Here is an 11,337-nt window from a genome sequence, read left to right as displayed (position 1 = left end):
CAGACGTTAACATCATGCAACCGTCCCCGCCGTCAGGCTACAGCCGGTAAGCCGGCCGCCCCCTATTTTCGACCCCCACGGCGCGGCAGCGCCCCTGGACCGCTGAAAATGACAGCTGAACTGCATCATTGCGAGCTGGGGTCCATCAGCGTCCCGTAAGACCCGTCCGGTGAATTGACCGGTAAGGGGGCGTTATATGACACACTATTTTCCATGTCTAAAATACTGGTCGGCTACGCGCGCGTGTCCACCGAGGCGCAAGACCTCACTGCGCAGCGTGATGCCCTGGCTGCCCTTGGCGTTGAGTCTGAACGAATTTATGTTGACCACGGCTTTACTGGCACAAACAAGAACCGCGCCGGACTTCGCGAAGCCCTGGCCGCGTGTCGGGCGGGGGATACCTTCGTCGTCACGAAACTTGACCGCCTGGCCCGTTCCGTCCGGGATGCCCACGAAATTGCAGATGACCTCGCTAACCGCGAAATCAAACTCAGCATTGGTGGATTCGTCCACGACCCCGTTGACCCGATGGGCAAACTGCTGTTCAACGTGTTGGCGATGATCTCCGAGTTCGAAGCCGACCTCATCCGCATGCGCACCCGTGAAGGGATGAAGGTTGCCAAGGCCAAGGGCCGGCTACGAGGGAAACAACCGAAACTCACCGTCAAACAGGAAAACCACCTCCTCGAACTACACGCCGCGGGGGAAAACAGCAAGGCAGAGCTGGCCGAGCTGTTTAGCGTCGGTCGCTCCACTGTCTACCGGGCAATTGAACGCGGGCAACGCAGGGCGGCCGAACCAATACGCCCCTGAGAATCATCGTGCATAGGAGTATTGAGCGAGAGGTGCGAATCGTGCAGGGAAGTACTGAAAATTCAACGCTCAATACTGGCCTGCACAACCTTGGAAACACGCGGGACGCTGTGGAGGCGAGTACTGAAAATGACAGCCGCTAAGCCCTCCTCAAGCTAAGAACAGTGTCTTGAAAAGCTTTAGTTTTCAAAGACACGCCGTGACGCTTGGCGCTTGGTAGTCCGATCGAGGTGGTGTCGGAGGTGAGGTCATTTCCTCGACGTCCTGCTGCTCCACCTATCCATGGTCGCCGACGACATTCAGCGCGGGATTCGTGCCGGCAGGGCGTTCAGACCCCTGACCCCGGAGTACCCGTACCCGAAGCCCTGCATGGCGTAGCCGTGGATCTCGATGATCCTGTCGTCCCCGTCGACGAACGCGGACCCCTCCCTGGTCGGGGAGTCCAGGATCGGCGCCCTGGCCAGGCCAGCCAGGGCGCCGGAGGCGACCGCATCCAGCTGGTGCACATGGCCGAAGGCGAAGGCGCGCAGAAACGAGCCCCAGCGTCGAAGGCGCATAGCAGGCGCGGAAGAGCTTCGTCATGCCCCGTGGCGCAGCAGGGCCATGTCATCGATCGACTCCGCCCCCGCGACCATGCCCGCGACCAGCGCAGCTCGCGCTTCTGGTCCTCGGGGACCTTGACCCTACACCCCGCTCACCACACCCCGACCCTTACACTCCCTGACCCCACCTGGTCGATGAAGAGCCGATAGGTGACGGACCAGATAGCTGCTTTCTGCTTACGGCAGCAGTGCGAATCCGGACTCCCATCTGGTCTTTGCGAGTGCTGCCAACGTGATTTGGAGAAAGCCAAACGCCTCAAGCTCCCGCGCACGCGAAAGGGGTCCGGCGTCAACCGCCCGGAGTCCTGCTGCCTCGACGAGGTCGATGACTGCGATTTTCGCGTCGGCATCGTCCCCGGCAAGCACAACCGTCGTGCGCGTTCCACCATTGGTGCCGCTGGCCAATGTTTCTGCGAAGTTAACGTTAAACGCCTTTACGACTGCCGCATTCGGGATGTCCTTAGCGATTTCAGCTGCAGCAGAAGAGTCTGGCGGGACGGACAATCCATCGAAAGTGGTGAAGTCTATTGGATTGCTGATATCGATAACAACCTTTCCGGTGAGTTGATCCCTATAATGCGCGAGTACGTCTGCGACCGCTGTATACGGAATCGCGAGGACCACGAGTTCACCTGTGAGCTCATCACCCATCACCCCGTATTCTCCGCTGTCACGCTCGACTGTGGCACCGACACCAGCCTTGCGTTTGATTATTTGGATATTCGCGTCCGCCCTTGCGGACATATCGGCGATTGCCGAACCCATTTTGCCAGTGCCGATTATGCTAATCGATGTCATGTGAACAAAGCCCTTCTTGTACTTAGTGTGATCGCGTTAGAGTCTTTTCAGCGACAGCTACCGCGTCGTAGTCAAAGATGAAACTTCTGCGAAAATCCCGCCCAGCGCGCACGTCGGCGTCGCGTTTCTTGGTATCTTCATACTCGGCTTGCGAGTCGAGCTGTGAACCGCTCCTGCGCGAGCTGGCCTGCAAAATAGCTGTTCGCTGCATGCGAGCCGACGCATAGCGTTTGAAGGCATTGACGATGCCGTTAGGGCCGTCACCTTCCCTGAGGAAGATAGCAAGGGCCACGCTGTCTTCAATTGCCTGGTTTACCCCTTGGCCGACGTGAGGCAGCATTGTGTGTGCTGCGTCGCCGAGCAATGTGACTCGACCTCGTGACCAATTCTTTAGAGGCTCTCGGTCGTAAAGTCCCCACCAGAAGGTCTTGTTGATTTGTTTGATGAACTCACGGAGATTCGGATCCCAGTCCTCACCTCCAAACTCGGCGGCGAGTTCGCTGACATCCCCGGCGGATGACCATGATTCCTTCAGGGGCTTTTCACTTGGGACGAAACCTGTATAGTTGAACAACTTACGCTGGCGCACTGGATAGCACATGAAATGCTTTCCGCTGCCCATCCAGACCTGACTCTTCATTGGCCAGTCTTTAGGAAGGGCACTCGCGTCAAGTACTCCGCGATATGCGATGGATCCGGAATAGACGGGATCTGAGGGCTGCATCATTGAATCCCGCACCACCGAGTGGACGCCGTCCGCACCCACCACAGCATCAAATTCAGCATTCACACCATTTTCAAATTCAAGGCGGACGATTGAGTCCAACGCATGAATCGATGTCAACCTGTGTCCCACACGAACCGCGTCAGCGGGAATCGCTCGGGTCAGAACATCGACGAAGTCGGCTCGGTGCATGCCAAAAGTTTGGTACCGACCGGCTGAGTCCGACCAAGCTGCTTCGGCTATCGGTCTGCCATCTGCATTCATGTAGACACCGGGCCCCTCCATGGCCGCACCTGCGAGCTTGACCTCCTCAAGCAAACCCAAACGGTCGAGTGCGCGCTGACCATTCGGGGCGACTGCGACGCCCGCGCCCACTTCGGCCAACCTACTCGCTTGCTCGAACACCGTGACCTGGACACCGGCGATCCTCGTAAGCGCTATCGCGGCAGTGAGCCCGCCCAGCCCGGCGCCAATGACCGCGACTCTGGTTGTGTGATTTACCATTGGTTCTCCTCGAATACATTACGCAATTAGGTTTGTCTACCAGATATGGACAGGACGTGATGGTGGTGAAATAGATCCCTGAATGTCATAGAAGAAGGACACGGCGGTCAGTAAATTGAACAAGATTGTCGTGGCCGCGCCGTTCGCCTCACGAGGGCAGATACAGGGCGGGCTCGAAAATCGAGGTCGACGCTGCCCGCGGCTGCGAAGCTATGGAAGGCCTTCGTCCGGCAAGGGACCGCTCAAGCGGCAGCGGGAGGGACCGTGGAACTCGAACACCACTAGCGTGGCGGAGGGGTGCACCGGGCTTATACGCTTCCGCCACCCTTGGGGGTCAGATCTATGGCAACGGACAGATCGTCGGTGGCCTTGTGCTGTTGCGGGGTCTGCCTGGGCACGATCCACGCGGCCGCTGCCCCGAGGACAGCAACGATTGCGAAGATATAGAAGCCCCACGGGTAGGCGATGCCTGCCGTCAATAAGGTTCCTCCGAGCAGAGGCCCACAGATTGCACCTAGACGGCCCACGCCCGCTGTCCATCCGACCCCCGTTGCGCGGAGGTCGTTGGGGTAGACCCTTTGCGTGTAGGCATAGATCAATGCCTGCGAGCTGAATACGAAGAAACCGGCAAGGAAGAGGGCTCCGTAGAGAATTGGCTCTGGCAGCGGAAGCGCGAATACCGCTAGGAAGACCGCAGCTCCAGCGAACCAGCCGATGGTTGCCCGGCGAACTCCTCGGCGGTCAGCGAACCGCCCTCCGAAAAGGTATCCGAGAATGGCTCCCAGATTGAGGGTCAGCAGAAATCCGAGCGAATTGCCTACTGAATACCCTGCAGCGCGCATGATCTCGGGAAGCCAGGTGTTGAGCCCGTAGATCAGCAACAGACCCATGAACGTGGCGACCCAGAACGCTAGCGTCGCTCGCAACTGAACGCCCCGGAAGAGGCCACTGATGGTCTCGCGGCCGGCGCGGCCGCTTCTCGTCACGGGCATCGCGGTGGCCCCCTGCGCGTCAGGCGCCGAAAGGTAGCGGATCATCAGGGGGACGAGCACTAGCGCCGGCAGTGCTCCGGCGACGAACATGGACTGCCATCCAAACCGGGGGACCAGGAACATTCCCAGCAGCGCGCACAGCACTGCACCAACGTTGTAGCCAGTCATGAGTGTGGTGGTGGCGCTACTGCTTTTGCCCTGGCCAGCTCTGTGCGCGGCCACAATGGCGACCGCGATGGGCATGCAGCCACCGAGCCCCAGACCGGCGATGAACCTCAGGATCGTGAAGAGGATGGCCGACTGTGCTGCCGCTGACAGCAGCGTGAACACAGAGAAACAGACCACAGACGCAATCAGTGCCTTGGTCGGGCCGATTCTTTCGGCAACGCTGCCGCTGGCGATGGCTCCGACCGCCATACCGACCAGACCGATCATCGCTATGACCGACGCTGTTGCCGCCGTGAGCCCCCATACGTTGCCCTTCAAGAGGACCGGAAACACTACGGCCAACGAAACAAGGTCGAATCCGTCAAGGACGACTGAGGACCAACACATTAACTGTACCCCGCGGCCGGGGCTGGAACTTGAGAATCGCACAGCGCCTCCTATAAGCGTCAATGCCACCGAGCTTATGTGGCGTGCATAACTCCCTCAATGGGCTCACATCGATGGACTTATGGAACCTATCTATGGCCTCAACACCAGGAGGCGCGATTCAGGGGAAGGAGATGCCCAGCGGTGCCTTCGAGGACATGCAGAAGGGGAGTGCCTGCGACATCTCGTCGGCTTGCCGCTGGGCCGTGAACGCGGCGGCCTTCGGTTCTGCAAGACCTACTCGGTGTCCCCGGCCGAGATCTTCGTTGCTACCGATTCGAGCTACATCCGGCCCGAAGACCTCGCTGGCGCTCCCGTGGCCGTCGGTTATCACTCTGGCAGCCACTTCGGTCCTGGTGAGCGGATCGTCTTCCAGCCGTTCTCCCGGGAAATGTACGAGGCCTCCCAGCAGTGGATGAAGGGCTGGGACCTGCTCGACCTGGAGATCGGCGCTGAGTCCACCAGCTACGGGAATGCCGTCCGGGTCTGAGGCCGCGGGAGGTGACGGGCAGCGGTCGGGCGCCGGCCCACAGCATCGCCGCGTCGAGCCACTGTTCTATAGTTGCCCAATGGGATCCCCCAACCTTCTGGCGCTCGACCTCTTCCGGCTGCGGGTCTTCATCACCGTGGTCGAACGCAACGGCTATTCGGCCGCCGCCCGTCACCTCCACCTAGCGCAGCCCACCGTTTCGCACCACATGGCGGAACTCGAAAAGGCACTCGGCTCGGACCTTCTCCGCTACGAACAGCGGGCGATACACCTGACGCAGGCTGGCCAAGAGGTGTACCGCTCGGCCCTGCTCATGCTCCGTGAGCAGGAGTCACTGCAGGAATCGCTCAAGGACCTGAAGCACGGCCGGCGCGGCAGAGTCCGGCTCGGAGCCAGCATCGCCTTCGAGCAGCGGTACTTCCTGGACCAAGTGATCGCCCCGTTCTGCCGGAGCCATCAGGGGACATTACTCTCCCTGCGGTTCGGCCACAGCGGCCAGTACGCCCAGGCAGTCTTGGACAGGGAGGTGGACCTTGCATATGTGATCAAGTGGCAACTGCCCCCCGAGGTCTCCTTTGAACCGCTGCACAAGGCGCCCATGAGGTTCCTGGTCCCAAGTTCCCATCCCCTGGCCCAGCAGGAGACCGTTGATCTGGAGGACATCGCGGAGGCTGGCCTGATTGCCAGCCCTCTCACAAGCCTCGAATCGATGTACTACCGGCAGATCCTCAGGGAGAGCGGCATCACCGGGGACCATTCCGTGATCGAGGTGGACGGCATGCAGGCCCGTGTGCTGGCGGCCGAGGCCGGCCTGGGCGTGGTCGCCACCTTCATTCCCCCCTACGCCCGCGGTACCGTCATGGCCCCGCTCGTCGAGCTCTCGGTCAACGGCCCGACTGCCCAGGTCCAGATCGGCCTGGTTCGCCGACCCGGGGACGACGGGCCCGAAAGCGTCAACACGCTAGCAAACTGGCTGCGCCACCTGGCTTCGGCCTGAGGTCAGGCGGCCTGGCCGCCTCACCCTTACGCCGAAGCTGGAGGACTACCCGTGGCCACAGCGGCGAATGGATGCGGGAAAAGCTTCTCTAAGCGATCTCGTCATTGGTTCGGCATACGGGCAGTTCTCAGCCGTCGAGCGGTCTGCACCATGCGCCAAATAACGCTGTAAAAACGCCGCCATTTACCGCCCAAAGTCACACATAATGGCGGTTTCCCGCAGAACGGCGTTGCTTTTCTGCCCCTCACAGCAAGCGCCGCCATTCTCGATTCAAGGTGTTCTTGAAATCCTTCGTTTCCGAGAACATAGACACAACTAAACACAGCTCCTTCCCGGCTGGCGGGACGGCAGGACCCGCGGCCGCCCGCCCGGAGCCCGGAACGTCCCTCGTGCCTGATCAGCGACGGCCTCTGAGGGATGCGGATGTCTGATGAGGGGAACACTCACCGTCCCAATCTGTCGCGCCGTCGTCGTGAGAACACGCCCGCCGGGAGTAAGAAGCGGCGTGACGTGTGGGTCACGGTGGAAGAAGAAGCTGCCCTTGTGGCCAGGGCGGAGCGTGAGAAGGTCACTGTCCCGAACCTGCTGATTTCGGCGGCACTTTCTGATCACTCTGATTCACCGACTGAGCGCCGTGCCATCGCTGCGGAGCTGATGTCGTTGCACAATCTGCTGGCCCGTTCCTCGAACAACATCAACCAGCTGGCACGCCAGGCCAACGCGACCAGCGAGTTTCCCGCTGATGCCCGCGAAGCGCTGAAGCACATCCGCACGGTGGCCATGCGGATTGATGACGCCATTGATGGGCTGATGTAGGGATGATCCCGAACATCACCCGCGGTTCGCGCATGGCCGGGCTCATGGTTTACCTCGCCTCGACGGACGCTGATAAGACGAAGAACTCGCACAGTGAGCCGCACCTGGTTGCGGGTGACGCGGCCATTATGGCGTGGTACGACGATGGCGTGCTGGACCGCAATGATGCTCTGGCCATCGCCAAGCACCTGGACCGGCCGCGCAAGATGTTCGGCGTTTCGGTGCAGATCAAGGACATGCAGTGGGACGCGGCTAAGAAGGAGCGCGTTCACGTCGGTTACAAGGACGCCAGCGTCTGGCACTGTTCCTTGAGCCTGCGGGCCGAGGAAGGCGCACTGACGGACCAGCAGTGGGGCGATATCGCCAATGACTTTGTGGATGCCATGGGGTTCACCGAAGCCAGCGGAAAGGCACGCTGCCGGTGGGCTGCGATCAACCACGGAACGTCCGAGAACGGTAACCACCACATCCACATCGCAGTGTCCCTGGTCCGCGAGGACGGGACCAAAGCCTCCACGCACGGTGACTACAAGAAGGCTCAGCAGAGTTGCCGTGAGCTGGAGGTTAAGTACGGTCTGGAACAGCTCTCGACCGTGCACGCCACCCGTGGCTACGCCCAGGCTGAGAAGGCGACCGCTGCCCGGGATGACCGCGAAATGCACCGTTCCTCGTTAGCCCGCAAGGTACGCGCCAGCGCCAGTGCCTCAGCAACGGAAGCGGAGTTTATCCGCCGCGCCCGTGACACAGGCCTGCTGGTCCGGCCGCGCTACGCGAAGAACACCACGCATGTCATTGTTGGGTACTCCGTCGCGGAACGCCCCAAGCAAGGAGAGCGCCCGATCTGGTTCGGCGGCGGCACCCTCGCTTCTGACTTGAAGCTCGGTGCTCTACGTGAAGAATGGATGGACTCACCGCACCTGGCTACGGAGGCTGCAGCGGAATGGAATGCGGCTGCACGGAACAAACGGAAGGTGTCGAAGACCGGGCCCGAGAACGCAACGCCACCAGCGGAAGCATGGGTTGTGTACACCCGCAACGCGACCGCGCTGGCGGATCAGCTGCGCACTATTCCGCGTGACGATCACGCGACCTGGGCTAGAGCAGCGCGTGAGGTTTCCGGCGCGTTTGCCGCCTGGTCTTATCGGCTGGAACCGACGCCAGGGCCGCTGGCCGCCACAGCTGCTGAGCTGTCCCGCACAGCCCAACTGCGGGCTCCCCGGCAGCACAGTAAACCTGTCGCTCTCCCGTCCATTGCCGGGACGGCTATGTTGTTCATGGCCGCGTCGAGCAAGAACAAGACTGCAGCACAAACGGCACTCATGGTGCAGCTGATCAACACCGCCTTTGCGGTGTACGAAATGCACGCCCAGTCCGGGCGGACCCGCGAAGCCCAGCGCATCCGCTCGGTAGTGGAGAACCAGCTGGCCCCGTTCACCGGAACCATGCCGAAGGCTGTACCAGTAGGGGCTGCACAGCAGCCAACTACAGAGGCGGAAATGCCAGCCAGGGCCATTGATATTGCACGCCGCGGCATGGTGCCCATCCGTCCGGGATCAGTGGTGCCGACGACTCCAACTCCGGCCAAAACCTATCAGCCCAGCCGACGCGAGACCGGGTCGGGACTCGACCGATAAATCACCACCAAGTGCAAGGGGAACACCATGAGTGAATCAGACGGAATGGACGACGTCCTGGACAACGGAATGCGGCAGACGCTGATGATGGCCTCACGTATTGCCGAGACCCTGGCCCGACGCCGGCAGGAATCCCAGCGGCAGCAGGAACACCTGGACGCCCAGGCAGCGCACGAAGCCCAAGCACGGCTCGCCGCACAACGCAGCGCAGCCCACGCGGCCCTCGCACCCGTGGAGAAGGAACAGTGGTGGGACAAAGCGCAGCCCAACGACATTGCCACGGCACACGCCGTAGCCGAGGGATGGAAAGACCACGACCCCACCGCCCTGGTAGCCTCCGAGAAAATCCGGCATGAAGTCCTCGCCCGGTATGGCATCGACACCCACGACGTCGGGTCTGACGCCGCGTATCTGGAGTCGGGGATCGAGACCATCGCGACCGAGAAGGCGCGGCTGGATGCGATGGCCCGCAGTCAGGAGGCACAGCGCAAGGCGGCCGCCGAACAGGAGAAGGCCATGCAGCTTCTCGCGGCTGCCCGGGCTGAGGAACTCCGCGCCCAGGCCGAGAAGCTGGCACCGGAAATGGAACGCCACCAGGTGCCCGTCGAGTACCTGGCCAACCCTGAACTGGCACAGGCCCTGCAGCGGGCCCACAACGCGAAAACCCCCAAAGCAGCTGCGGCGGCCGACACAGAGATCAAGGAACGCATGTTCCTCATCGGCGAGGACGGCGTGAACGGTCCCGGCATTGAGCAGCTGCGCAACGAGACCACAGCGAACGTCAACGGCGCCGGCGACTCCCACTTTCAGGATCCGGCGTTTGTGAAAGCGGCCAAGGACATGCACGAAGCCAAACTTCTGACAGAGGGCGGCTTTACGGGCTCAAAGTGGGCGTCACTGGAACAGCGGTACGAACGCGCCGAGAAGGAACTCTTTTCCCGACTTGAAGGCGTTGGCCGTGAGATCGAGAACCGCGTTACCGGCAACGACAGCAGTCGGCTCAAAGACCAGGGCCTGAAAACTGAAAGCACATCGGCCGCTGGCTACGGTTCGTCCGAACACCACGAAAAGTTTGCTGAGACCCTGACGAATACCGGCGCTAGCGAGACTCAGATTCGGGGCCGTCTCGCCGCGGCCCGCAGTGAGGGCTCACACCCTAATACGGCAGTAACCATGGGCAAGGGCGCAGCCAAAGCCCGAAAGTCTCGCACTGGGGCAGCAGTAGGGGCTGAACGAGGTAAGAACGGCCTCAGCCGGTAGGCACAGCGCAACTGTGTAACAGGGGCTGCCATCGGAGGCAGCTCCTGTGGAGGTTCCGAATCTGCCGCGGCCCTTCCCTCCTTCCCTGTGCTTCACCATTTCTTAGCGACTGTATGATCCAACTACGAGGAATTAGAGAGGTGTGACGGCTACGTGGAGTCACCAGAATTCGATGTGGATGATGCCATCGTTCTTCTTTTAGGAAGCGAGCCTGGCCAGCAGGAGCGACGGGGTGAGATTCGCGGGATAACGCGATTGGAAAAGCTGGTCTTTCTCATGGACAAGGAAACATCCGCTGAGGAGTACTTCACTGAGGACCCGGAGTTTGAGGCCTACAACTTTGGTCCTTTCTCATCAAAGGTCTACAAAGCCGTGGACACGCTGGTGGAAGCTGGTCTGGTTGAGGACTCAGCCCAGCTGAGTCGCACAGACGATGACATGTGGGAGTCTGAAAAGCTCATCGGCGGTGACGACGAGTCTACTGCCTTCCGGACCCGGAACTTCCGGCTCACTCCCTTGGGTCAGGAATACTTCGAGGCACTCCAACAGGAGTTGCCTGCCAAGCTGCTACAACAAACGCAGAAACTCAGGAAGCAATTTTCCGGGTGGCCGCTGAGGGATCTCGTACGGTACGTCTATCAAAAGTATGAGAGCTATACCTCCAAGTCGTTGATCCGAGATGACATCCTGGGTCCGCGCCGGACATGAACCAAGCCACAATCCTCGTTTACGCGATACCTTTCGCTATTGCGAGCTACATCGCCCTGTGGCCGGCGGGATCGCTGGCCTCAAGCCTTGGCGAGAAGCTGAAAACCAAAGAACGCAATGCGCGGTCAAACCTGGTTAACGGCGCTATCCGCCACTTAAAGGGTCTGAGAGTACGACTGGACGAATTGTTCCGGGACTACGATGACGGCAATGATTTGTTCTTGGTTGCGGTTGAACCCAAGGAGGTCCTGGAGCCCGCCCGTGAGTTTGTCCGGCTAATGGTCTTGCAGACCAAGATTGTCAACTGCAACTTTGAACTGACCAGTGGCTGCAGTTTGTGTTGACCGGTGGCTGCAATGGACTGACCGGTGGCGGCAAGTAGTTTTGAACACTGGTCAGGCGCCT

The 11,337-nt window shown here is 60.7% G+C and carries 11 protein-coding genes and 1 pseudogene; 8 read left to right on the top strand and 4 right to left on the bottom strand.

Annotated features, from left to right (window positions below):
• Positions 1 to 213 precede the first annotated feature (213 nt).
• Positions 214 to 813 carry a recombinase family protein gene (locus tag AC50YA_RS22690; protein ID WP_494984417.1) on the top strand — a complete coding sequence of 200 codons (600 nt, stop codon included), beginning with the start codon at positions 214 to 216 and terminating at the stop codon, positions 811 to 813.
• A 314-nt stretch (positions 814 to 1,127) separates the two neighbouring features.
• On the opposite strand, the pseudogene AC50YA_RS22685 reads toward AC50YA_RS22690, so the two are convergent.
• The 4 genes and pseudogenes from AC50YA_RS22685 to AC50YA_RS22670 form a co-directional block, all read right to left on the bottom strand.
• Positions 1,128 to 1,463, bottom strand: a pseudogene (locus tag AC50YA_RS22685) (IS1380 family transposase); the annotation flags it as partial.
• Between the two features lie 129 nt (positions 1,464 to 1,592).
• Positions 1,593 to 2,213: an NADPH-dependent F420 reductase gene (locus tag AC50YA_RS22680; RefSeq protein WP_494984416.1), complete on the bottom strand. Its 621-nt coding sequence runs from the start codon at positions 2,211 to 2,213 to the stop codon at positions 1,593 to 1,595.
• A 22-nt stretch (positions 2,214 to 2,235) separates the two neighbouring features.
• Positions 2,236 to 3,441 (bottom strand): FAD-dependent monooxygenase, encoded by a 1,206-nt coding sequence (locus tag AC50YA_RS22675; RefSeq protein WP_494984415.1) that lies wholly within the window; start codon positions 3,439 to 3,441, stop codon positions 2,236 to 2,238.
• A gap of 308 nt (positions 3,442 to 3,749) precedes the next feature.
• Positions 3,750 to 4,988 carry an MFS transporter gene (locus AC50YA_RS22670; protein WP_494984414.1) on the bottom strand — a complete coding sequence of 413 codons (1,239 nt, stop codon included), beginning with the start codon at positions 4,986 to 4,988 and terminating at the stop codon, positions 3,750 to 3,752.
• Positions 4,989 to 5,220: 232 nt separating this feature from the next.
• Here AC50YA_RS22670 and AC50YA_RS22665 point away from each other — a divergent pair, with 232 nt between their 5' ends.
• The 7 genes from AC50YA_RS22665 to AC50YA_RS22635 all read left to right on the top strand — a co-directional run bounded on the left by AC50YA_RS22665 (position 5,221) and on the right by AC50YA_RS22635 (position 11,276).
• The gene (locus AC50YA_RS22665; RefSeq protein WP_494984413.1) at positions 5,221 to 5,517 is read left to right on the top strand and encodes a hypothetical protein; all 297 of its coding nucleotides are present in this window, start codon (positions 5,221 to 5,223) and stop codon (positions 5,515 to 5,517) included.
• Positions 5,518 to 5,596: 79 nt separating this feature from the next.
• Entirely contained in the window at positions 5,597 to 6,514 is a 918-nt protein-coding gene (locus AC50YA_RS22660; protein WP_494984412.1) for a LysR family transcriptional regulator, read from the top strand.
• 423 nt (positions 6,515 to 6,937) lie between these two features.
• Positions 6,938 to 7,330 (top strand): plasmid mobilization relaxosome protein MobC, encoded by a 393-nt coding sequence (gene mobC / locus AC50YA_RS22655; RefSeq protein WP_494984411.1) that lies wholly within the window; start codon positions 6,938 to 6,940, stop codon positions 7,328 to 7,330.
• A 2-nt stretch (positions 7,331 to 7,332) separates the two neighbouring features.
• A complete protein-coding gene (locus AC50YA_RS22650; RefSeq protein WP_494984410.1) occupies positions 7,333 to 8,964 on the top strand; it encodes a relaxase/mobilization nuclease domain-containing protein in 1,632 nt (543 codons plus the stop codon).
• Between the two features lie 27 nt (positions 8,965 to 8,991).
• Positions 8,992 to 10,224, top strand: coding sequence for a hypothetical protein (locus tag AC50YA_RS22645; RefSeq protein ID WP_494984409.1), 1,233 nt, complete (start codon positions 8,992 to 8,994; stop codon positions 10,222 to 10,224).
• Positions 10,225 to 10,377: 153 nt separating this feature from the next.
• Positions 10,378 to 10,932 carry a hypothetical protein gene (locus tag AC50YA_RS22640; protein WP_494984408.1) on the top strand — a complete coding sequence of 185 codons (555 nt, stop codon included), beginning with the start codon at positions 10,378 to 10,380 and terminating at the stop codon, positions 10,930 to 10,932.
• The gene (locus tag AC50YA_RS22635) at positions 10,929 to 11,276 is read left to right on the top strand and encodes a hypothetical protein (protein WP_494984407.1); all 348 of its coding nucleotides are present in this window, start codon (positions 10,929 to 10,931) and stop codon (positions 11,274 to 11,276) included. The genes AC50YA_RS22640 and AC50YA_RS22635 overlap by 4 nt, the downstream gene beginning before the upstream one ends.
• Positions 11,277 to 11,337: the final 61 nt, after the last annotated feature.

The sequence above is a fragment of the Pseudarthrobacter sp. RHLT3-21 genome, from assembly GCF_059383495.1.
Note: the sequence above shows the minus strand (reverse complement) of the source record. Positions and strands in the feature narration are given on the sequence as shown.

Bases quoted from the DNA above. Each gene is read 5' to 3' on its own strand.
- AC50YA_RS22680 (WP_494984416.1), bottom strand. From the start codon at position 2,213: ATGACATCGATTAGCATAATCGGCACTGGCAAAATGGGTTCGGCAATC.
- AC50YA_RS22675 (WP_494984415.1), bottom strand. From the start codon at position 3,441: ATGGTAAATCACACAACCAGAGTCGCGGTCATTGGCGCCGGGCTGGGC.
- AC50YA_RS22660 (WP_494984412.1), top strand. From the start codon at position 5,597: ATGGGATCCCCCAACCTTCTGGCGCTCGACCTCTTCCGGCTGCGGGTC.
- mobC (WP_494984411.1), top strand. From the start codon at position 6,938: ATGTCTGATGAGGGGAACACTCACCGTCCCAATCTGTCGCGCCGTCGT.
- AC50YA_RS22670 (WP_494984414.1), bottom strand. From the start codon at position 4,988: ATGTGTTGGTCCTCAGTCGTCCTTGACGGATTCGACCTTGTTTCGTTG.
- AC50YA_RS22690 (WP_494984417.1), top strand. From the start codon at position 214: ATGTCTAAAATACTGGTCGGCTACGCGCGCGTGTCCACCGAGGCGCAA.
- AC50YA_RS22650 (WP_494984410.1), top strand. From the start codon at position 7,333: ATGATCCCGAACATCACCCGCGGTTCGCGCATGGCCGGGCTCATGGTT.
- AC50YA_RS22645 (WP_494984409.1), top strand. From the start codon at position 8,992: ATGAGTGAATCAGACGGAATGGACGACGTCCTGGACAACGGAATGCGG.
- AC50YA_RS22635 (WP_494984407.1), top strand. From the start codon at position 10,929: ATGAACCAAGCCACAATCCTCGTTTACGCGATACCTTTCGCTATTGCG.